This window comes from Enterocloster sp. HCN-30185, assembly GCF_037890305.1.
Taxonomy (GTDB): Bacteria; Bacillota; Clostridia; order Lachnospirales; family Lachnospiraceae; genus Enterocloster.
In genome coordinates this window covers 43,671-66,852 of the sequence record NZ_JBBKBT010000005.1, presented here as the reverse complement: position 1 = coordinate 66,852, position 23,182 = coordinate 43,671, and the positions used below count along the sequence as shown (strand labels likewise).

Below are 23,182 nucleotides of genomic sequence, written 5' to 3'. Positions count from 1 at the left end.
ATTCCTACTATACGCCTTGCAGATACATATGTAAAATACTATAATATTATAATATATATAATGAAAATATTATGAATATACGAATCAGTGAAAGAAAGGAGAAGGATCATGACGCTGCGTCATTTAAGGATTTTTGTCACGGTCTGCGAGACGGGAAGCATGACTGCGGCAGCCCAGATACTCTATATTGCCCAGCCCGCTATCAGTCTGGCTGTTTCAGAGATGGAGGAGCATTACAAAGTTCGGCTCTTTGACCGTATTTCACGCCGTTTGTATCTCACAGACAGCGGGCGGCAGGCTCTGGAATATGCCAGACATATTATCGCGCTTTTTGACGAGATGGAGCAGGGGGTGGGAGACGGCCAGGCGGCGAAAGAATTGCGGATCGGTACCAGCATTACCATCGGCTCCTGCCTGCTTCCCGGATATATCAGGGAGCTGAAGGAACGTTTTCCGTCGCTGACCGTACAGGCGGCGGTGGGAAATTCAGAGGCCATTGAGCAGAAGCTGCTTGAAAATCAGATCGATATCGGTATCATTGAGGGAATGGTTCACAGTCCCTATATCCACTGTAGGACCTTTCCCGGCGATCGGCTGGTATTTATCTGCCCTCCGGCCCATCCGTTTGCAGGGCATACCTTAAAATCGGCTGAAGAGCTGGCAGGACAGGATCTGATCCTGCGGGAGCGGGGCAGCGCGGGGCGAGAGGTTCTGGACGGGATTCTGGCAGCAGGGGAAATTTCTGTGAAGCCCTTATGGGAGAGCGTCAGCAATGAGGCGGTGCTGGAAGGGGTAAAAGCCGGTCTGGGCTTGTCGCTTCTTCCTTATTATCTGGTTCGGGACAGCCTTGAGAAGGGGCAGGTTAAGGAGTTCTTTATAAGAGGACTTGCATTGTCACGGAAGTTTTCCGTTATTTACCATAAGAACAAATTTTTGACAAAAGAGGCCAGAACGTTGATCGGGCTGGCGGCGGGGGAGGAAGAAGGGTAGTTTTTATTCTTTTTACCAGTATAAAAATTTGCCATTGTATGATATACTTATCCCTAAAGTGGAGAATTATGCAGTTATGCAACTAGATATGGAGAACGATATGGAAGTAAGAGAACAGGAAAATGCCATCAGCGTCCGGGACGTGACCAAGGTCTACCGGCTGTATGACAAGCCCATTGACCGTTTAAAGGAATCGATGAGCATTTCCCATAAAAATTATCACAGGGACTTTTATGCTTTAAGCGGACTTTCCTTTCAGGTAAAGAAGGGGGAAACCGTAGGGATCATCGGTACAAATGGTTCCGGAAAGTCTACCATTTTAAAGATTATCACCGGAGTGCTGACGCCAACCACCGGGCAGGTGGATGTAAACGGCAAGATTTCCGCCCTTTTGGAGCTGGGAGCCGGTTTTAATATGGATTATACGGGAATTGAAAATATCTACATGAACGGCACCATGATGGGCTATACGAAAAAGGAGATGGATGCAAAGCTTCAGGATATTCTGGATTTTGCTGAAATCGGAGATTTTGTCTATCAGCCGGTAAAGACCTATTCCAGCGGTATGTTTGTCCGTCTGGCCTTTGCTCTTGCGATCAACGTAGATCCTGAAATCCTGATCGTAGATGAGGCTCTGTCGGTAGGAGATGTATTCTTCCAGTCCAAATGCTACCGCCGGATGGAGGAGATCCGCAAAAAGGGCACGACCATCCTGATGGTTACACACGATATGGGAAGCATTATCAAATACTGTGACCGGGTGGTTCTGCTTCATAAGGGCGAATTTATCGCTGAAGGGCCTGCGGGCAAAGTGGTGGATATGTATAAGAAGATTCTGGCCGGAAAGCTGGAGGAGCTGAAGGCGGAGCTGGCGGCAGGAGTCCATAAAACGGATCAGCAGTCCGGCACAGAGGATGACCTTTCAGATTTCTCAGGCGGTATGGACGTAGACGGCCTTGTTGATGCACAGCTGGCAAAAAGAACATTTCTTGACAGCCATGAGAGCGCCGGAACTACAAATCAGCATCCCAAGGGGCTGATGCGCGACCAGATGACGATCAATTCAGACCGTACGGAATATGGCGACGGACGAGCAGAAATCTATGACCTGGGTCTTTTAGACGCCAGAGGTAATATTACAAATCTCCTGTTAAAAGGAGAGATGTTTACTATCCGTGAATGCATCCGTTTCCATGCGGATATTCAGTCGCCTATTTTTACCTATACCATTAAAGATAAAAAGGGAACCGAGCTTACAGGCACCAACACCATGTTTGAGGGAGCGGATATTCAACCGGTGAAAAAGGGCGAGGAATATGTGGTGGAATTTACCCAGAAGATGACCCTTCAGGGCGGTGAGTACCTGTTAAGCATGAGCTGTACCGGCTTCGAGGCCGGAGAGCATACGGTATATCACCGTTTGTATGATGTGACAAATATTACTGTTATTTCCAATAAAAACACCGTGGGCGTTTACGATATGGAATCCCAGGTGAAAGCGGAAAAGAGGAAAGCAGATGAATGATATAAGCTATGAGATTCTGGATCTCTTTAAAAAATACGGCTCCGATCCGGAGGGGATTCAGAAAATCCTTGAAAATGACAGCCGTCCGGAGGTGTTGTATGCTCTTTCCGATGTCCGGAAAAATCTTTTCGACTGGATGGAGCTGGAAAAATGTGAAAATGTACTGCAGCTGGATTCCGGCTATGGGGTTCTCACCGGATTGTTTGCAGAGCGCTGCGCCCATGTGACTGTAACGGACCGCAGGGATGAAAATCTGGTGGTGAATGAGCAGAGAAACAGCAGTGCGGACAATATTTCCTATATAAAAGAAAACGATTGGAAGAAGGAAGACCACAGAGAAGCTTACGATCTTGTGGTTTTAGAATCTTCCCGCCCGGACATGGACTTAAAGGCCGTTGTAAAGGAGGCTTCTCAGTATGTAAAACAGGGAGGCCGTCTGGTGTTTTCCTGTGAAAATGCCCTGGGACTGTGCTTTTTATCTGGTGCTGTCCATGATGAGGATGAGAGTGCATTTACCAAGGGAGAACTGGAGGCGGCTTTTCGTGAGGCAGGCCTTGAAACCGTAGAATTTTATTATCCCATGCCGGAGTATAAGCGGGCTCAGACGGTGTATTCCGACCGGTATCTTCCCGGAAAGGGCGATATTCCCCATGTGACCGCAGTCTATGACCGCCAGCGCTGGGCCTGCATCCATGAGGATGAGATTTCCGATAAGCTGGTTCAGGAAAAGGCCTTTGGACTTTTCGCCAATGCCTATCTGGCAGTGGCCTCTAAGGAGCAGGAGCCCTTTGATACGATTTTTGCAAAATATAACCGGACCAGAAAACCTCAGTTTCAGATCCGCACCCGCATTTTAGAAGAAAATGGAAAGCGATATGTGGAAAAGGCTGCTCTTACAGAGGCATCCGGAGCACATATTGGTTCTATGGAGGAAAAGCATGAGAAGCTCTCCAAGGTAAATCCTGAAGTTCATGTGCTGGAACCGCATTTTTCTGAGGATAAACAGGCGGTACGGTTTGAGTTTCTTACAGGAAAGACGCTGGCAGAGGAGCTTGGCGGGCAGATCCGGGGAAAGAAGGCTCCGGTTGAGGCAATTCAGGCAGCGATGGAACAGGTCTTCTCAAAGGCAGCCCTGCGCCCGGAGTCCTTTTATGTGACACCGGAATTTCTGGAGGTGTTTGGAAGGAATCCGGCAGAAGATTCACAGGACAGCGCTCCGGGAGAACTGGAACAGCAGCTGTCTGCCCTGTCGGATGCTTCCTACGCAGTCAGCAATATTGACGGCCTGTTTGAAAATCTGATGGTAAGCGGCGGCAAGCTGTACTGCCTGGATTATGAATGGGTCTTTGATTTCCCTGTTCCGGCAGGTTTTGTCCGCTATAGGAATCTGGTTTATTTCTATTATAAATATGAAGGCCTGATGGACTATGAAAATGCAGCTGATTTCCTGAAGGAATTCGGAATCGGGGAAGAACTGTCCGGGCTGTATGCTGCCATGGAGGAATCCTTCCAGTCCTGGGTACACGGAGACGGCACTCAGGGGTATATGGGTAATTATAAACAGCGTCTGGTGACCTTAGAGGAATTAAAGGCCCAGGAAAAGGAACTGGATCAGGCCAGAGAGCGGATCAACCAGCTTCAGGAAGAGGTGGAGGAGCGCAATATTCAGGTGAAAAAGGATCAGGAGATTCTGCGCCTTACCAATAATCATGTAAAGAACCTGGAAATCATGATTAAGGATCTGCGCCATGAGATTGACGAGCTGGGTAAGCTTGCCACCTATTTGAATGGTCATGAAGCGGCCGTATACAAGCTTCGCAGAAAGCTGGGTGTTCAGGTCAATAAGGCATTCCCAAAGGGAACCAGAAAGCGCAAGGTATTGAACTACTGCTTCCATACGGTGCGCCACCCTGCAAAATACATGAAGATGTATGCCACCAAAGAGGGCCGCAACCTGATTGAGGGCGATTTTAAGATTGGCGAGGGCTATCTCACCGGAGGCCATCTCTCCTTCCCGCAGTATCCGGGCGAGGGAAAAGAAGGGAAAAATGGCTGGGAAGGGCCCTTAGTCTCCATTGTGATCCCCTGTTATAATCAGATCCACTACACCTATGCCTGTCTTCAGTCCATTCTGGAATATACGAAGGACGTGACCTATGAGGTCATCATTGCAGATGATGTGTCAACAGATGCAACGGCGGAAATCAGCCGTTTTGTGGACGGGCTGGTGATCTGCCGCAATCAGACCAATCAGGGCTTTTTAAGAAACTGCAACCAGGCGGCAAAGGCAGCCAGGGGCAAATATATCATGTTTTTAAATAATGATACCAAGGTGACGGAAGGGTGGCTATCTTCTCTGGTGAAGCTGATCGAATCCGACCCGTCTATAGGTATGGTAGGCTCCAAGCTGGTGTATCCGGACGGACGTCTTCAGGAGGCCGGAGGCATTCTGTGGAGCGACGGCTCCGGCTGGAACTATGGGCGGCTGGATGACCCGGATAAGGCAGAGTACAACTATGTAAAGGACGTGGACTACATTTCCGGCGCCGCCATCCTTTTATCCGTTCAGCTCTGGAAGCAGATCGGCGGCTTTGACGAGCGGTTTGCTCCTGCCTACTGTGAAGATTCTGATCTGGCCTTTGAGGTGAGAAAAGCCGGATACCGGGTGGTATATCAGCCTCTATCCAAAGTCATTCATTTTGAAGGGGTGTCCAACGGTACGGATGTAAACGGTACGGGCCTGAAGCGGTATCAGGTGGAAAACAGCAAAAAGCTTCGGGAAAAATGGGCGGATGAGTTTAAGCGTCAGTCTGTCAATGACGGAAATCCCAATCCATTCAGGGCAAGGGAGAGAAGCCAGGGTAAAAAGGTGATCCTGGTAGTGGATCACTATGTGCCTACCTTTGATAAGGACGCAGGCTCCAAGACCACCTATCAGTATCTGAAAATGTTCCTGAAAAAGGGCTATGTGGTAAAATTCCTGGGAGACAACTTCCTCCATGAGGAACCCTATTCCACGGCTCTCCAGCAGATGGGAATTGAGATCCTCTACGGGGATGACTGGGCTTCCGGTATCTGGGACTGGCTGAAACGGAATAAGGATGAAATTGATTTTGCCTATTTAAACCGGCCCCATATTGCCACAAAATATGTGGACTTTATTAAGGAAAATACGAATATCAAAGTGATTTATTACGGCCATGACCTTCATTTCCTGCGTCTGGGACGGGAGTATGCTCTTACAGGCGATATTTCAATCAAGCGTGAGGCTGATTACTGGAAAGCCATTGAGCTGTCCATGATGCGGAAGGCGGCCATTTCCTATTATCCGTCCTATGTGGAGGTAGATGCCATCCACAAGATTGACCCGGAAATCCCGGTAAAGGCCATTACAGCCTATGTATACGATGAATTTCTTTCCAATATCCAGGAGGACTTCGCAAAGAGAGAAGGACTGCTCTTTGTAGGCGGATTTGCTCATCCGCCCAATGCGGATGCAGTGCTGTGGTTCGCACAGGAGATCTTCCCGCTGATCCGGGAAAAACTTCCGGAGATAAACTTCTATGTGGTAGGCTCCAAGGTTACGGATGAGATAAAGGCCCTTGAGCAGCCTGGAAACGGAATTATCATAAAGGGCTTTGTAAGTGAAGAAGAGCTGGCTGAGCTGTATGCCTCCTGCCGCATCGTAGTCGTTCCCCTGCGGTACGGGGCCGGCGTAAAGGGCAAGGTGGTAGAAGCCATCTACAACGGAGCGCCTATTGTCACAACCGGCACCGGAGCCGAAGGAATCCCGGAGGTAGAAACCATACTGGAAATCGAGGACGATCCGGCTGCATTTGCAGAAAAATGTGTATCTCTCTACAACGATCCTGCCCGCTGCCGGAGTATGTGTCACGCCACTCAGGACTATATCCGCAGACACTTCAGTCTCGAAGGCGCATGGAAGGTGATAGAGGAGGACTTTCGCGACAGCAGTGAGCAGTGCAGCCATGCAGAATTTCACGTTGAAAAGTAAGCTCGCTTACTTTTCGACGGGGAAAGCTGCATGGCTATAGGGCGAACGCTCGCGACCGAGGAAACGCGCAGCGTTTTCGAGGTCAGCACTGAGGAATTTAAGTATACATTTAAGGAGAACAAAATGCAGGCAATACTTCTCGCCGGAGGTCTGGGCACCCGTTTACGCAGCGTAGTAAGCGACCGTCCCAAGCCAATGGCTCTCATACAGGAAAAACCATTTATGGAGTACGTTACCAGAGAACTGGTGCGAAACGGCGTCAGGGATATTATTTTTGCCGTAGGCTATAAGGGCTCCATGGTGGAAGAATATTTTAAAGACGGCAGCGATTTTGGCTTTCATGCAGCTTACGCCTATGAGGAAACTCTCCTAGGCACCGCAGGGGCCATTAAAAATGCCGGAAAATTCATTACAGAGGATCGTTTTTTCGTTCTCAATGCAGATACCTTTTACCAGATTGACTATACAAGACTGGTAAGGCAGCAGGATGAGCAGCAGCTGGACATGGCGCTGGTGCTGCGCAGAGTGCCGGACGTATCCCGCTATGGTCAGGCTGTTTTAGATGAAAAGGGCATCCTTACAGGCTTTAATGAAAAGACACAGGAGGCAGAATCCGGCACCATAAACGGCGGTATTTACCTTATGAAAAAAAGCCTTTTAGACGAGATTCCGGAGGGAAAGGTATCTCTGGAAAATGACAGGATTCCCTGCTGGCTGTCAGAGGGAAAGCGGCTGGGCGGCTTTGTAAATGACGGTTATTTCATTGATATCGGTATTCCGGAGGCTTATTTCCAGTTCCAGAGGGATGTAGAAACAGGCGTTGTCCGGTAGGTAAGAAACGGAAGGAGAAAAATATGGTAATCAGAGGCAGAGCGCCCCTGCGGGTCAGCTTCGGCGGAGGCGGCACGGATGTAGCCCCTTTCTGCGAGGAGCAGGGCGGCGCAATTATTGGGAGCACCATCAATAAATATGCCTACTGCTCTATCGTACCCAGAGAGGACGATCAGATCATTGTCCATTCTCTGGATTTCGATATGACAGTAAAGTACAATACAAAGGAAAACTACGTCTATGACGGCCGTCTGGATCTGGTAACAGCGGCTCTTAAGGCGATGGAGATCAGCCAGGGCTGCGAGGTATATTTACAGTGCGACGCGCCTCCAGGCTCCGGCCTTGGAACCTCCTCTACTGTGATGGTAGCCATGCTTACGGCTATGGCAAGATGGAAGGGGATCATGATGGACGCCTATGCCATGGCGGATCTGGCCTATCAGGTGGAGCGGCTGGATTTAAAGATTGACGGCGGCTATCAGGATCAGTATGCGGCGGCCTTCGGCGGCTTTAATTTTATTGAGTTCCACGGCAGAAACAACGTAGTTGTAAATCCCTTGAGAATCAAAAAGGACATTATCCATGAGCTGCAGTACAACCTTTTACTGTGCTATACGGGAAATATCCATGTATCTGCCAACATTATCAGGGATCAGGTACAGAATTACGAGAAAAAGGATGCCTTTGAGGCCATGTGTGAGGTAAAGGCCCTGGCTTATGCCATGAAGGACGAGCTGTTAAAGGGAAACCTCCACAGCTTCGGAAAACTCCTTGACTATGGATGGAAAAGCAAAAAGCGCATGAGCAGCAAGATCACCAATCCTCAGATTGATATGCTTTATGACGAGGCGATCAAGGCCGGAGCCCTGGGAGGAAAGCTCCTTGGAGCCGGCGGCGGCGGTTATCTTCTCATGTACTGCCCATACAATGTGCGCCACAAGGTAGCGGCCCGTATGGAGCAGGCAGGAGGCCAGCTGGCAGACTGGAATTTTGAACTGCGCGGAGCCCAGAGCTGGGTGGCAGACGAGGAGCGCTGGAAGTACGATCAGGTAAAGGTCCATATGCCAAATAAGATCTATACCTTTGATCTGTAAGCAGGAATGAGATATGGAAAAAATTGTATTTTTGGATCGGGACGGCACGCTGAATGAAGAGGTAAATTATCTGCACCGTCCGGAGGATATGCATCTGCTAGCCGGGGTGCCGGAAGCTTTGAGAAGGCTTAAGGAGGCCGGATTTAAGCTGGTGGTGGTCACCAATCAGGCCGGAGTAGCCAGAGGATATTATACGGAAGAGGATGTAAAAGTCCTTCATCGGTATATGAATGAGCTGCTGGCGGCAGAGGGGGCCGAAATAGACGGCTTTTATTACTGTCCCCACCATCCGGTTCACGGAATCGGGAGCTATAAAAAGGAGTGCAGCTGCCGGAAACCGGGAATCGGTATGTTTTTGCAGGCAGAAGAGCGGTTTACAGCAGATAAGTCCCATTCCTATATGATTGGAGATAAGCTTTTAGACACGCAGGCGGGGAAGAACTACGGTGTGACCTCCATTCTGGTAGGAACGGGATATGGGAAGGAGCTTTATGAAGCCAGTCGGGCGAAGAAGGATGAAGCGCCCTCATATGATTATTATGCAGAGAATCTGCCCCAGGCTGCGGACTGGATTTTAAGGCGGCAGTAAAGCAGAGACGTGATATATTTCAGGAAAAAAGAGAGGTAACAGGATGAACGGCAGTAAGGTAGATTTGATTCTTAAGGAGTTGATGGAGCGCTATCCGGTACTGATGCCTGTAAAAGAGGACATTTTTAAGACATATGAAATTCTCAGGGATGCCTTTTTGCAGGATGGAACGCTTCTCATAGCCGGAAACGGCGGAAGCTGTGCGGACAGCGAGCATATTGTGGGGGAACTGATGAAGGGGTTTGTAAAACGGCGTCCGGTGACTTCTGCCTTTGAACAGAAGCTTAAGGAGGCAGAGCCGGAGCTTGGAGAGGAACTGGCAAAGCGGCTTCAGGGGGCTCTTCCTGCCATTGCCCTTACGGGTCATCCCGCCCTTTCCACAGCCTTTTTAAATGATGTGGACGGAAGCATGGGCTTTGCACAGCAGGTCTATGGTTACGGAAGAAAGGGAGACGTATTTTTAGGAATTACCACCTCCGGAAATTCAAAGAATATCCTGTATGCAGCAGCTGTGGCAAAAGCAGCAGGCTTAAAGGTCATTGGCCTTACAGGAAGGGATGGCGGCCGTTTAAAGGCGATGACGGATGCCTGTATTGTGGTTCCGGAGCAGGAAACCTTTAAGATACAGGAATTTCATCTGCCGGTTTATCATGCCCTGTGCTTGATGTTAGAGGAGTATTTTTATGAGGTATAAGCACGTGTTTGCCATTCCGGCCTATGGGCAGTCGCCCTGGCTGGAAACCTGTATCCGCTCTTTAAAGGCTCAGAGCCAGCCGTCGCCGGTTATCCTCTGTACATCTTCTCCCAGTGAATTTTTAGAGCAGATGGCAGAGAAGTATGAGCTGCCCCTTTATGTGCGCCGGGGAGAGAGCAGCATCCGGGATGACTGGAATTATGCCTATGAAATGGCAGATGGGGAATATGTGACGATTGCTCATCAGGATGATGTGTATCATAAGGAGTATGCGGCAGAGCTTTTGAAGGCAGCCGGAAAATGGCCGGATATGACGGTTTTCACAACGGATTACGTGATTACAAAGGGCGGAAAAACCATTACAGGAGACAGGCTTTTGTGGGTGAAACGCATCCTGCGCCTGCCTCTTCGCTGTCCTGCGTTTAATGGCTTTACCTGGGTAAAACGCCTGCCTTTGATGCTTGGAAACTCCATCTGCTGCCCTGCGACCACCTACCACAAGTCCCTGTTGGGAGAACCTCTTGTGCGTTCTGAGTACAGCTACGCGTTAGACTGGGATAATCTGGTGCAGCTTGCAGAGCGTCCGGGCCGTTTTATCTGCCGTGAAAAACCTCTTATGTACTATCGGGTTCACGACGGGGCGGCGACAAAGGCCTGTATGGAGGATAACCGGAGGGCAAAGGAGGAACGGGAAATGTTTGCCCGTTTCTGGCCGGAGCCGGTGGTCCGGTTTTTGATGCGGGGATATGCCTCTGCATATAAGGAATACGAGTAAAGGAAATGTTTCAGGATGTGCGGCATCAGACGAAGAGAGATGAAAATGGTCCTGGTCCTGCTCTGGGCAGCCGGGGCCATTGTGCTGGGAATCGGAGTATTTGAGCTGTTTTTAACCGGTTCTCTGGGGGAGATACTGAAAAAAGAGGAAACAAAGACCATGCTGGCCCAGGTGCTGGCCGTATTTTTATGGAACCTTCTGTGGCTTTCCAGAGTAAAGAACCGTAAAGCCCAGATTTTGGGAATCAGTGTGGGAAGCCTTCTGTTTGCCTGGTGTCATCAGATGCTTGTTCCTGCTGTTATATCAGGAGTGTGGATTGCAGTTTTAATCTGTCTGGGAAGATGGCTGAACGGGTGGCTGATGGGAGGCCGGAAAAGGATGCAGGATCTGACCAGGAAAGAATGGGAGAATATCCACTGGGCAGAGACTCTGGCTCTGGGCCTTGTAACAGGAAGCGCCTTATGGATGGTCATTGTCTGCGTGATTTCCCTTACAGGCCATGGAGGAGTTCCCTTCTGGCGGATTCTGGCCCTGATCCTTACTGCGGGAACACTGGCGGTATGTGCGGCAATCCAAATCAGGAGAAAAAATGAGAGCAGAAAGCAGCAGGAAAGAAAAGCGGTTCCGAACAGAGAGGCCTTCTGGCAGGCTGTGCTTCCGGATACCTTCCCACAGGCTCTTTTATGGGCGTTTATCCTTACCATGGTTCTTTTGCAGGCAGGACGGCTGAATATAGAGCTGGATTATGATTCCCTTCACTACGGCCTGCGTTCCGGTTTTGTGCTGGATAATGGGAAGGGAATTTATGAAAACCTGGGAATGAATAATCTGGTGTACAGCTACAGCAAGGGGCTGGAGGTTTTAAACCTTCCTCTGTCAGGTACGCCTACCTATGGTTTCGTCCTGGCTTTTTCCTTCTGGACAACTGTGGGAACAGTGCTTCTGGCCGGACATATAGGCGGGAGAAACGGCGGAAAAACCATGGCTTTGTGGACAGCCGCTGTATGTGCTGCCATTCCGGGCATTATGAATATGGCAGTGTCTGCAAAGAGCGACAGCATTACCCTTTTGTACCAGCTGATCATTTATGATTTCCTCTGCCTTGCCATTGGTAAGAAGGAGCAGGGGAAACAGGCGGTTCCATGGCTGCTCTTTGCAGTGGCGGCTTATATTGTGACCCTTGTTTTCAAGCCTACCGCACTGGTGTTTTCTACGGCACTGGGCGCGGCAGGACTGTTATGCCTGCTGCTTGGGAAAAATTTAAAAATTGGAAATAAAAGGGGAGTTTTCCTCTGGATGCTTCCGCTTATGGCTGCAGCCGGATTGTGGTACCGCACATGGAGGATCACGGGAGTACCGATCACTTCTATTTTTGCCGGAATGTGCGAAAAGATCGGTTTTGAGGTAAAATATCCCTTTAATTTTTCACGGGTCATCGGGGATCCCTGGGCTCTGTCGGCAGGTGAGAAGGCAGAAAGGCTCATGGAGCGTCTGAAAGGGATTCTTCTTGCACCTGTGGGAGAAGATATGGACCATGTGATCATTGCCTGGGGAACGGGGCTTGTGACCATCCTTCTCATTTTGTGGTGCATAAACCTTATTTTCCGGCTTCGCTCAGGAAAGCAGTCCGGGCTTTTTATGAACAGTCATGACCGGTTTGACGGCGTTCTTACAGGAATCCTTCTGGCAGGCTCTGTTTTAAGCATTTATACATTGAGCCAGGTGGACGGAAATTATTTTATGCTGGTATATGCGGTTCTTGGAATCAGCGCAGTGCGCATGACAGGAACGTGGATAAAAGCCCGGAAAGAGGCAGGGAATCGATGGGCTCACAAAAGCCTCTGTTTTCTGGCAGTTCCATTTTTTCTATTCAATACGCTGGTATCCTGCACCACCAGCTGGGCCGGCACACCGGGCTTTACCCCTGTGAAATGGACCGGGCCGGGCTGCTATAACCACAGGACAGAACAGAACGAGCGGAAAATACGCCGGGGCTATGAAGCGCTGGCAGCCAGCTTTTCACCCAGAGACCGGGTACTGGCTTTTGGATACCACCCTGAGGTGCTGGATTTAAACTGCTGTGTTCAGAGCTATTATGATGTGACCGGCAGCGGGGGAGATGTTTATCTGGTAAAGAAGCTTGCGTATTTTGAAGAATTTCTGGAATATGCAGGGGTTGACTATTTCTTTGTCCAGGCTGGATATCTGGCTGATCGGGCAAGGGCCTTTGAAATCGTTGAAGACATGATCGAAGAGGGAACCCTGCGGGATCTTACCTTTGAGTGGGGAAATATGAAAGCCCGTGTGGCTTTAGATGAAAAAACAGAGGAGCTTCAGATAGAGGAGGCGGAGCGCTTCCGCCAAAACTACTGTATGAGAGAGAACGGATTCCGGTAGGCGTCCGGCAAACACACCTGAATAAAGGAGGCAGAAGCATTGGAAGCAAAGGACAGAATAAAATTCAGGATCGGATTTTCCAGAATGGAGAAAAAATATGAGTGGAAGGATCATCTGATCTTTATGGGACTGCTTTTCGGGCTGGCTGTGTGGGTCAACCGGGGAATCGAGATCAAGGGCCTTTATATGGATGACCTGTATTTCTGGTCCTGCTACGGAGAGCAGAGCTTTCTGCAGTATGTATTTCCCATGGGAAGTACCCGTTTCCGCTTCCTTTATTATCTGGCAGCCTGGCTGGAAATGGCTGTGGTGGGAAATCATGTGTCATGGTTCGTACCCATTAACATCCTTTTAAACGGAGCTCTGGCCTGCTATCTGTATGGAATTGCCTGCAGGCTTTCCGGAGCAAAGGCCATTGGATTTTTTACAGGCGTCATGTTTTTATCCAGCCGTATGGCCTATTATCAGATCGGACAGGTGCTGGGGCTGATGGAAACCATGGCGCTGTGGATGGCAGCGGCAATTTTGTGGAATCTGTACCGGTATATCAATGAAGATCACAGAGACAGCCTGTTTTTAAAGGCCTGTCTGCTGTATTTTGGTGTCTGCTTTGTCCATGAGCGTTATATGGCTCTCTTTCCTCTTCTCATTCTGGCCTTGATCGCGGTCCGGTGCAGACGGTCTGTCTGCATTGTGGGAGCGGTGGGAAGCTTCGGGCTGGTTCAGCTCATCCGGGCCTTTACCATCGGTACGGTGCTTCCGGCAGGAACGGGAGGCACTCAGGTGGCAGAAACATTAAATATCCCTCAGGCCATTGGCTTTGCCTTCAGTCAGGCAGCTTACATTTTCGGGATCAATGCGGGACCGGAGCACTTAAACGGCTGCCCCTGGGGCCAGAGCCCTTTTTGGGTTAAGCTTTTGGTGATCCTGGCAGATCTGGCGGTTCTTGCCATTGTGCTTGGTTTCCTTGTAATGTTGTTTGGAAGAAAAAGGAAAGAAAAACGGGCGGCCCTTTGGGTAAATGTCCTTTTATTTACGGGCTTTATTGCGCTTAATGTGGCATCCTCCAGCGTTACGATCCGTGTGGAACTGCGCTGGATCTATGTATCCTTAGCGGGTGCATTGCTGTTTCTGGCCTGGATGTACGGCGAGCTGACAAATGGAGTGAAAAAAGAGCTTTATCTGAAGCGCATCTGGCCCTGGGGCGTGCTCTTTGGAGCCTATGTGCTTTTCATGTTCCCTGTGGAGCTTTTTTACAGAGGCTGCTATCCAAAGCTTTATCTCTGGCCAGATCAGCTGCGCTATAATTCTCTGGCAGAAGAAACTTATGAAAAATATGGGGATGAGATTTTCGGAAAAACCATCTATATCATGGAAGACACCTATGAGATGAGTGATTTTACAGCCAGAACCTTCTTTAAGGTCTTTGACAAAAAGAGACTGGCCGAGGGAACGCAGGTAAAGAAGATTGAAAGCATCCGCGACATCGGACTGGTGGATGACAGTATGCTGGTGCTGCGGGAGGATCCGGAGCACAATGGTTTTCAGGATATTACAGATTTTGTAAGGGATTTAAAGCTCAAGGTGGATTACGGCTACTATGAGGACGGCTGGATGGATGAACACGCCTCTCTGACCGTGATGGCGGGAGAAGAAGGAATCATTGATCTGGAAATCATGTATCCCGGCATTATGAGCGGCGGAGAAATGATTACCATTACAAAGGATCAGGAGGAGCCCTTAAAGCTTCCCCTTCACTTCAGTGTGGTGGATGCGCGCCTTACGGCCAGCCCCTGGCAGCTGGTGCACCTGACCTTTGACTATAATTTTTATATGCAGAATGCGATGGAGCAGAGGGGCGAAGACCGGCTGGCAGCTATTGTTCACATTTCGGCAGAATAAAGCCGGAAATAGCCGGGAATTTTGGAGGTAACGAATCATGAAGGCAGAAACAAACAGAAAAGACGTATACAGAAAGGCGCTCTGCCTTCTGATTCCCGCAGCGGGGCTGGCGTTTCTTTTATGGTACATCAAAAATGCCACCTGCGATGTGGTTTATTCCGATTATATCCGCCTGGTAAACAGCTACCTGCCGGATGTCTATGATCCGGACCGCTTTTTTGTGCCCGATGTCCTGACAAGAATTCCTATTAACTATCTGGGACGGATCATCAATGTGGAGCTGTTTGGCTTTTCCATTACCTTTGACCGGGTTCTGGGGGCTGTAAGCACAGCGCTTGCGGCCTGGGTATTCGGCCTGTATTTTATCCGTCACAAGCTGGGGAGCATATGGCTTTTCCTTATAATGGCCGTGACATTCAGCCTGAATCAATGGGAGATGCTTACAAATGGAAGCGGCTGGTCCCACTTTTTTGCCTTTGCCTGTTTTTATTACCATGAATTGGTTTTTGACCGGGTGTGGACGGGACAGGAGAAGAAAGGAGATACCCTTCGCATGATCCTGCTGCCAGTACTTATTATCCTTGGAACTGCAGGGCCGTACTGCGCAATCTATGCGGTGGTAATGATCCTGGCTTCAGCAGCGGGAATTGTAAGAGACCTGTGGAGAAAAAAACAAAAGCAGTCAGAATGTTCCGCTTTGGAAGGGGAAAAAGGGTTGGGATCTAAGGGGGATTTTCGCAGGTATCTGACATTTCTTTTTGCAGTTTTGATTCCCCTTCTGCTTTATATCCTCAGCAATTCCTTTGCGGTGGAGGAGCACGCCGGAGCGACGGGCCGTTCCCTGGGAGAGCTTTTAATGGATGCGCCCTCCTTTCCGGTGCGTTTTCTTTTAAAGTCTCTGGCGGGAATGCTGATCGGAGGAGAGGAGCTGATCCAGTGGATTTCAGACGGGAAAATCACAGATGGGTTCTGTTATCTTTTGGGGCTTTTTGTGGCGGCAGGCTATCTGTGGGCTTTATGGATGAATCTGCGGCACAAAATTTATGAGAGATCCCTTTTCCCTATGATGCTCCTTACGGGAGGCGCCTTAAATCATGTGCTGATCTTTTTATCCAGATACATTTTTGAAAAGGAAAACTATGCGTTAAGCTCCCGGTATGCCCTGCAGTTTCAGGTGGGGATTCTGGGAATTATCCTGACCTTTGCCCTGGCAGTACAGATGAAAAGCAGGCTCTCTGCAGCCGGCCGCATCTTTGGGGCTGTATTCTGTATTGCAATCCTTCTGGGAAATGGTTATACTACATATCGTGAGATAGAAAAAGCGCCTTACCGGGAAGAACGGTTTGAGATGATGAGGGAGCTTGCCCCCCTGATGCCGCACCTGACCGATGAGGAGATGATGGAGATGGATCCCGCAGCCCCGGATCTGTATGAATACCGCAAGGGAACGGACAAGCTGCGAAAGGCATTTGAGATATTGGAAGAGAATCAGTTGAATGTATTTCGCTAATGGAGGAGATTCGATGAAAGTTGTAATATTAGCAGGGGGCTTCGGCACCCGTATCAGTGAGGAAAGCCACTTAAAACCAAAGCCCATGATCGAGATCGGTGAAAAGCCCATCCTGTGGCACATTATGAAGTATTATTCCGAATTCGGCTACCATGATTTTGTGATCTGTCTGGGCTATAAGCAGTATGTGGTAAAGGAATTTTTTGCAGACTATTTCCTTCACACCTCAGATGTGACCTTTGACCTGGCAAATAACCGGATGGAGGTTCACAATAATTATTCCGAGCCGTGGAAGGTAACTCTGGTGGATACGGGACTTAACACCATGACAGGAGGCCGTGTAAAGCGGATTCAGCCCTATATCGGAAACGAGCCCTTTATGCTTACATACGGGGACGGGGTTTCTAATGTGGACTTAAAGGCCCTGGCAGACTTTCACAAATCCCATGGAAAGATTGCCACGATTACGACCGTAAACCTGGGCCAGTCAAAGGGTGTTTTAAATATTGATGATAATGACAGCGTACTTTCCTTCAGGGAAAAGGATGACAATGACGGAGCGCTGATCAACGGCGGCTTTATGGTGCTGAATCCGGAAGTATTTGAATATTTAAAGGATGATACTACAGTTTTTGAGAGAGAACCCATGGAGCGGCTGGCGGCAGAGGGACAGATGAAATCCTTCTATCACAGCGGATTCTGGCAGTGTATGGATACACAGAGAGAGATGAAAAAGCTGGAGGCCTTATGGCAGTCGGGAAATGCGCCTTGGAAAATATGGAAGGATGACAGAAAGGATCTTAAGCCATGACAATTGAGGAATTAAAGGAATTTTATGGAAATAAAAAAGTTCTGATCACCGGACACACGGGCTTTAAAGGTTCCTGGCTTACCCGCATCCTGACTCTTTCCGGGGCAGAGGTTACGGGCTATTCCCTGACTCCGCCTACGGATCCCAGCCTTTTTGAAATTGCCGGTCTGGAGGACACTATAAAGAGTGTGGTTGGAGATATCCGCGACCTGGAGCATTTAAGCCGCGTATTTGAGGAAACCCGGCCGGAGATCGTATTTCATCTGGCAGCCCAGCCCATTGTGCGGGAATCCTATCAGGAGCCGGTTTACACCTATGAAACAAATGTAATGGGTACGGTAAATGTATTAGAGTGCGTCCGCCGGACGGAGAGCGTGCGTTCCTTTTTAAATGTGACTACGGATAAGGTTTATGAGAACCGGGAGTGGGAGTATGGCTACCGGGAGTGTGACAATCTGGATGGCTATGATCCCTATTCCAACAGCAAATCCTGCTCCGAGCTTGTGACCCACAGCTATAAAAAATCCTTTTTTGAGGACGGACGCTGCGCCATTTCTACCGCACGGGCGGGAAATGTGATCGGCGGAGGCGATTTTGCCGCAGACAGGATCATTCCGGACTGTGTGAGGGCAGCTGCGGCAGGAAAGACCATTATTGTCCGCAATCCCTATTCCACCCGGCCGTATCAGCATGTGATGGAGCCTCTGGCTGTTTATCTGGCCATTGCCATGAAGCAGTATGAGGACAGAACCTTTGAGGGGTATTATAATGTAGGCCCGGACGACAAGGACTGTGTGACAACGGGAACGCTGGCAGATCTGTTCTGCGCAGCCTGGGGACAGGGACAGACCTGGGAGAACCGCTGGATGGGCGGCCCCCATGAGGCGAATTTCCTGAAGCTGGACTGCTCAAAGATCAAGCATACCTTTGGCTGGACGCCCAGATATGGCGTAAAGGAAGCAGTGGAGAAAACTGTGGAATGGTCAAAGGAGTATCTGGAGGGAGCGGATATGACAGAGGTGATGGACCGCCAGATCCGCGAATTTTTCATTTCATAGGAAAGGGCGTCCTATGGAATAAAAACGCTCCGCGGGGAGTGCCCTGCGGCGTTCCTATGAAATAGAATCAAGGAGGAAAACATATCATGTTTGAACATATGACCGAAGAACAGGCAAGAGCGCAGATTCTGGAGCAGGTAGCCGGATACTGCGATACCTTTCATAAAAAGGCGCCATACAGAGAAGGCGACAGGATTCCCTATGCGTCCCGCGTTTATGACCATGATGAGATGGTAAATCTGGTGGACAGCGCTCTGGAATTCTGGCTGACTTCCGGACGTTATACGGATGAATTTGAGAAAAAGCTGGCAGGATATCTGGGAGTAAAATACTGCTCGCTGGTAAATTCCGGCTCATCTGCCAATCTTCTTGCCTTTATGACCCTGACCTCTCCGCTGCTTGGAGAGCGCCGCATCAAACGTGGGGATGAGATCATCACCGTAGCCTGCGGCTTTCCTACCACCGTGGCTCCGGCTATTCAGTACGGCGCCGTTCCTGTATTCGTGGATGTAACCATTCCTCAGTATAATATTGATGTAACCATGCTGGAAGCGGCCCGGTCTGAAAAGACAAAGGCAGTGATGATCGCCCACACTCTGGGAAATCCATTTAACCTGAGGGCGGTAAAGGCCTTCTGCGACAAATATGATCTGTGGCTTGTAGAGGATAACTGTGATGCTCTGGGAACCCAGTATACCATGGAGGAGGATGGAAGCGAGGTTACAAGATTTACGGGAACCATCGGAGATATCGGAACCTCCAGTTTTTATCCGCCCCATCACATGACTATGGGTGAAGGCGGAGCTGTGTATACAGACAACGGCCTTTTAAACCGCATTATGCGCTCCTTCCGTGACTGGGGACGGGACTGCGTATGTCCTTCCGGCCGCGACAATATGTGCGGACACCGTTTTGACCGCCAGTACGGCGAGCTGCCTTTAGGCTATGACCACAAATATGTATATTCTCATTTAGGCTACAATTTAAAGGCAACCGATATGCAGGCTGCCATCGGCTGCGCCCAGTTAGACAAGTTCCCGTCCTTTGTAGAGCGCCGCCGCCACAATTTTGACCGCTTAAAGGCTGCTCTGGCAGGCACGGAGGACAAGCTGATTCTTCCTGAGGCCTGCGAGCACGCAAGACCCAGCTGGTTTGGCTTCCTCATCACCTGTAAGGAAGGCACAGACCGCAATCAGGTGGTTCAGCATATTGAGAAAATGGGCGTACAGACTCGTATGCTCTTTGCAGGAAACCTGGTAAAGCATCCCTGCTTTGACGAGATGCGAAAGAACGGGGAGGGCTTCCGCGTTGTGGGAAGTCTGGAGCATACGGACCGGATCTTAAAGGATACCTTCTGGGTAGGCGTATATCCCGGTATGACGGACGAGATGATCGACTATATGGCTAAGACCATCCGTGAAGCCATTGCCTGACAGGAACGGAGGTCGAGGACAGTATGGCACAGACATACGATATGACAAAGGTCCATGAGGCCAATTTAAAGATATTAAAGGAGCTGGACCGGATCTGCAGAAAGTATAAGGTCCGGTATGCCCTGGATGCGGGAACCCTGATCGGCGCAGTGCGCCACAAGGGCTTTATTCCCTGGGATGATGATGCAGATGTGGTTCTGATCCGGAGCCAGTACGAGGCGTTAAAAAAGGTTATAAAAAGGGAACTTCCCGATACCATGGAGCTTTTGGAGCCGGACAGCTACCGGGGCGGCCGGGCATTTTATGACTTTACTCCCCGTATTATTTATAAAAACAGCCAGGTTCATCCGGACAGCGACCGGATGGACTATTATGAGGGAAAGTTAAACCATCTCTGGGTAGACCTCTTTATTCTGGATAAGCTGCCCGAGGGAAAGCTGGCGTCTGAGATGACCCGCTTTATCCACAAGGCCATCTACGGCCTGGCTATGGGGCACCGCCATGATCTGGATTATAGCAGATACAGCCTGCTTCACAAAATTTTTGTAGGAGGACTTGCCACAGCAGGAAAGCTGATTCCCCTAAAGTGGATCATTTCCATGCAGAAATGGGCTGCCTTAAAAGACAGAAAGAGCAAAGGAAGCCGGTGGTATTACAGTAATTACCAGCCGGATTACCTCTATGTAACTCTGGAGGATGACTGGTGCACCAAGACGGAGGATGCGCCTTTTGAAGATACGCAGCTGATGATCCCAAAGGGGTATCATCAGGTACTTACAGAGGTTTACGGCGACTATATGCAGCTGCCTCCTGAGGACAAGCGGGTTCCAACCCATTCCAGCCAGCAGATCCGGGTATTTGACTGAATATGATAAAGGAGAACCATCCTTTGAGTGAAGATAGAAGCAATCTGAAAAAAAAGATTCTTTCCGTGGTCGTGTCTGTTTACAATGAGGAACAGGCGCTGGAGGAATGTTATACAGAGATGAAGAGAGTGCTGGATACTCTTTCCTGGGATCATGAGCTGATTTTTGTAAATGACGGAAGCTCAGATGGCAGCCTGGAGGTGCTTAAAGCCCTGGCTTCAGAGGATCAGAAGGTAAAGCTTATCAGCTTTTCCAGAAATTTCGGACATGAGGCAGCCATGATCGCGGGTCTGGATTACAGCACAGGCGACGGAGTGGTCTGCATGGATGCAGATCTGCAGCATCCCCCGGAATGTCTTCCACGGATCATCAGGGCCTTTGAGGAGGGAAACGAGGTAATCAGTATGGTGCGTACCCGAAACAAAAGCGCAGGCTTGATCAAAAATATCACCAGCTCCGGATTTTACTGGCTGATCAACTGCATTTCGGATGTTCACTTTGAGCCTAATGCCTCTGACTTTTTTGCGGTCAGCCGTTCGGTGGCAGAGGTTTTAAAAGGGAATTACCGGGAAAAGGTGCGTTTCCTGCGGGGCTATGTCCAGAACGTGGGCTTTCAGAAAACTACTCTGGAATATGAGGCAGGCGTGAGGGTGGCAGGAGAGAGCAAGTACAGCTTAAAAAAGCTGTTTATCTTTTCGGTTAATACCATCCTCTGCTTTTCCAATATGCCCTTAAAACTGGGAATTTACGCTGGAATCTTATCGGGAGCAGCCGGGATGGCAGTTCTGGTCTATACGCTCTTTACCCGTCAGGGAGCTCCCAGTGGATATGCTACCATTGTGGTGCTGATCTGCTTTATGTTCGCCATGATGTTTCTGCTCATCGGCATCATCGGAGAGTATATCGCCATCCTTTTTACGGAACTGAAGGATCGTCCGGTGTATATTGTGAGGGAGACGGCGAATATAGAACACAATTAAAGATAAATACAAAATACCCTGAAAGCCGTTCAGCCCTTCAGGGTATTTTGCCGTACGGGCCAGTGAGCAGGACGCCCGGTCTACAGCTACATCCTTCGTGAAAGGATCATTCTCCAGATGATAAGGAGACCGGCAAAGGCTGCCATGATGCAGAGCAGAAGCTTTACCATCAGGACGCTTACAAAGCCGGACAGGAGGATCATCACATACAGAAGGATAAACAGGGAGTATCCCGCATAGGCCCAGCTTTTAGTACCGATGGCCTGGCTGCGTTCGTCAAACTCCCGGATTTCCTGCTGCCTTCTGCGCTCAGGATCCTTCAGATAGGAACGGTTTCTTAAAATCAATAAAACTCCGGCAATGATCAGCCCCAGGCCGGTGCCGTAATAGAAGCTTGTCATGAAGCTGCGGCTTTCCGGTTCCAGATAGAGAATGGGAGACGCTCCGGCCGAAGAAGCCAGAGCCGCTGTGAGAGCGGCCGCACCTAAAATCAAAGCAGCTGCTCCAAGAAAGATCCGAAGCCTGCATCTGCGTACCAAACGGGTCTGACCGTTGGTTTTCATAGATTCTCTCATATGTCGTCCTCCTCTTCAAAAATAAAAATTTCTTCGATGGTCCGTCCGAAATACCGGGCGATCTTGTGCGCCAATCCCAGAGAAGCGTTGTATCTTCCGTTTTCTAAAGAAATGATCGTCTGACGGGTAACGCCGACTGCTTCTGCCAGATCCTCCTGACGGATCCGTCCGGTCCGGCGCAGTTCTTGGATCCTGTTTTTCATCTGTGATCGATCCCACCCTTCTTTTTACTGACAGTATCTTTCATCAATGGTTTCCCTTTTGCAGATTAAGTAAAATGTAAAGCTGACTGTACAAAATAAGTATAGGAAACTTTACATAAAAAGTCAAGTTCGTTTTACATTTTGTGCTTTTTTCAGATACAGTATACAAAATGTTTGGAGAAATTTTATAATTGGGTCATTGACTTTCCGACCTGTAAGTGTTTATAATTTGAAAAGTGACAATGTGTCATGTTTACCATTGACTCAAGGAGGCCTTGATTTCTATGCCAACCCAGCGGTTTTTTAAATTAAAGGAAGAAAAAAGACGGCTGATTTTAGAAGCGGCGGCCCACGAATTTTCCCGTGTGCCCTATTCGGCGGCTTCGATCAATCAGATCATAAAGGAGGCGGATATTTCCCGGGGAAGCTTTTATACATATTTTGAAGATAAGGATGATCTGATGCGTTATATGCTCCGGGGAATGCGGGAGCATTTCAGAGAACGGGTGATGCTGCTCTTGAAAGAAATGGGGAGTCCTTTTGCGGTCTGTTTACAGATGGTGCGGGAGTGGATGGATAAGGGAAATGACCATATCTTTTACAAGATCCATAAAAATCTCCTGTCGGATCTGAGCGTTTCCAATCAAAATCAGATCTTTGGCTTCAGAGGATTTACATTAAAGGATGACCCTTATGAGGGTTTTATCAAAGATATTTATGAACACATGGATCGAGAGCATTATCCTATGAGCCTGGAGGCTCTTATTTACGGGGCGGATGTAGCCGCTATGGTATGTATTCGGGCGATGAGCCTTTACTGCCAGAAGCCGCAGGAAAAGGAATCTATTTTACAGGCAACCGAAACAGAGATGAGGATTTTGGAAAAAGGCGTCTGCAGTCTGCAGGCGGCAAAATAGGATGAAACGGATATAAA

At 49.2% G+C, this 23,182-nt stretch carries 19 protein-coding genes; 17 read left to right on the top strand and 2 right to left on the bottom strand.

Going from position 1 to position 23,182, the window contains the following annotated elements:
- Nucleotides 1–108: 108 nt before the first annotated feature.
- From WKT10_RS07680 to WKT10_RS07605, 16 genes are all read left to right on the top strand, one after another.
- Nucleotides 109–990, top strand: coding sequence for a LysR family transcriptional regulator (locus WKT10_RS07680; RefSeq protein WP_066545936.1), 882 nt, complete (start codon nt 109–111; stop codon nt 988–990).
- A 100-nt stretch (nt 991–1,090) separates the two neighbouring features.
- Entirely contained in the window at nt 1,091–2,515 is a 1,425-nt protein-coding gene (locus WKT10_RS07675) for an ABC transporter ATP-binding protein (protein ID WP_340276494.1), read from the top strand.
- Nucleotides 2,508–6,530: a glycosyltransferase gene (locus WKT10_RS07670; protein ID WP_340276492.1), complete on the top strand. Its 4,023-nt coding sequence runs from the start codon at nt 2,508–2,510 to the stop codon at nt 6,528–6,530. The genes WKT10_RS07675 and WKT10_RS07670 overlap by 8 nt, the downstream gene beginning before the upstream one ends.
- 123 nt (nt 6,531–6,653) lie before the next feature.
- Entirely contained in the window at nt 6,654–7,361 is a 708-nt protein-coding gene (locus tag WKT10_RS07665) for a nucleotidyltransferase family protein (RefSeq protein ID WP_066545948.1), read from the top strand.
- A 23-nt stretch (nt 7,362–7,384) separates the two neighbouring features.
- Entirely contained in the window at nt 7,385–8,455 is a 1,071-nt protein-coding gene (locus tag WKT10_RS07660; protein ID WP_066545950.1) for a GHMP family kinase ATP-binding protein, read from the top strand.
- A 13-nt stretch (nt 8,456–8,468) separates the two neighbouring features.
- Nucleotides 8,469–9,044, top strand: a complete 576-nt coding sequence (gmhB, locus tag WKT10_RS07655; protein ID WP_337433544.1) for a D-glycero-beta-D-manno-heptose 1,7-bisphosphate 7-phosphatase — start codon at nt 8,469–8,471, stop codon at nt 9,042–9,044.
- Nucleotides 9,045–9,087: 43 nt separating this feature from the next.
- Nucleotides 9,088–9,738 carry a D-sedoheptulose-7-phosphate isomerase gene (locus tag WKT10_RS07650; protein WP_337433545.1) on the top strand — a complete coding sequence of 217 codons (651 nt, stop codon included), beginning with the start codon at nt 9,088–9,090 and terminating at the stop codon, nt 9,736–9,738.
- A complete protein-coding gene (locus WKT10_RS07645; protein WP_066545958.1) occupies nt 9,728–10,513 on the top strand; it encodes a glycosyltransferase family 2 protein in 786 nt (261 codons plus the stop codon). Before WKT10_RS07650 ends, WKT10_RS07645 begins: the two co-directional genes overlap by 11 nt.
- A 15-nt stretch (nt 10,514–10,528) precedes the next feature.
- A complete protein-coding gene (locus WKT10_RS07640) occupies nt 10,529–12,910 on the top strand; it encodes a hypothetical protein (protein ID WP_340276488.1) in 2,382 nt (793 codons plus the stop codon).
- Between the two features lie 39 nt (nt 12,911–12,949).
- Nucleotides 12,950–14,812, top strand: a complete 1,863-nt coding sequence (locus WKT10_RS07635; RefSeq protein ID WP_340276486.1) for a hypothetical protein — start codon at nt 12,950–12,952, stop codon at nt 14,810–14,812.
- Nucleotides 14,813–14,849: 37 nt separating this feature from the next.
- Complete coding sequence (locus WKT10_RS07630; RefSeq protein ID WP_340276485.1) at nt 14,850–16,322, top strand: hypothetical protein; 1,473 nt, start codon at nt 14,850–14,852, stop codon at nt 16,320–16,322.
- Between the two features lie 13 nt (nt 16,323–16,335).
- On the top strand, nt 16,336–17,133 hold the full coding sequence (gene rfbF / locus WKT10_RS07625) for a glucose-1-phosphate cytidylyltransferase (protein ID WP_066545966.1): 798 nt from the start codon (nt 16,336–16,338) through the stop codon (nt 17,131–17,133).
- On the top strand, nt 17,130–18,191 hold the full coding sequence (gene rfbG, locus WKT10_RS07620; RefSeq protein ID WP_340276481.1) for a CDP-glucose 4,6-dehydratase: 1,062 nt from the start codon (nt 17,130–17,132) through the stop codon (nt 18,189–18,191). Before rfbF ends, rfbG begins: the two co-directional genes overlap by 4 nt.
- 83 nt (nt 18,192–18,274) lie before the next feature.
- Nucleotides 18,275–19,624, top strand: coding sequence for a lipopolysaccharide biosynthesis protein RfbH (rfbH, locus tag WKT10_RS07615; RefSeq protein ID WP_179297097.1), 1,350 nt, complete (start codon nt 18,275–18,277; stop codon nt 19,622–19,624).
- A 23-nt stretch (nt 19,625–19,647) separates the two neighbouring features.
- Nucleotides 19,648–20,490, top strand: a complete 843-nt coding sequence (locus tag WKT10_RS07610) for a LicD family protein (RefSeq protein ID WP_340276479.1) — start codon at nt 19,648–19,650, stop codon at nt 20,488–20,490.
- A gap of 23 nt (nt 20,491–20,513) precedes the next feature.
- On the top strand, nt 20,514–21,470 hold the full coding sequence (locus WKT10_RS07605) for a glycosyltransferase family 2 protein (RefSeq protein ID WP_337433551.1): 957 nt from the start codon (nt 20,514–20,516) through the stop codon (nt 21,468–21,470).
- Between the two features lie 86 nt (nt 21,471–21,556).
- Here WKT10_RS07605 and WKT10_RS07600 read toward each other — a convergent pair whose 3' ends face one another.
- Nucleotides 21,557–22,045 (bottom strand): hypothetical protein, encoded by a 489-nt coding sequence (locus WKT10_RS07600; RefSeq protein WP_337433552.1) that lies wholly within the window; start codon nt 22,043–22,045, stop codon nt 21,557–21,559.
- On the bottom strand, nt 22,042–22,248 hold the full coding sequence (locus WKT10_RS07595; protein WP_317438860.1) for a helix-turn-helix transcriptional regulator: 207 nt from the start codon (nt 22,246–22,248) through the stop codon (nt 22,042–22,044). The genes WKT10_RS07600 and WKT10_RS07595 overlap by 4 nt, the downstream gene beginning before the upstream one ends.
- 284 nt (nt 22,249–22,532) lie before the next feature.
- Here WKT10_RS07595 and WKT10_RS07590 point away from each other — a divergent pair, with 284 nt between their 5' ends.
- On the top strand, nt 22,533–23,165 hold the full coding sequence (locus WKT10_RS07590; RefSeq protein WP_066545985.1) for a TetR/AcrR family transcriptional regulator: 633 nt from the start codon (nt 22,533–22,535) through the stop codon (nt 23,163–23,165).
- The last annotated feature ends 17 nt before the right edge of the window (nt 23,166–23,182 follow it).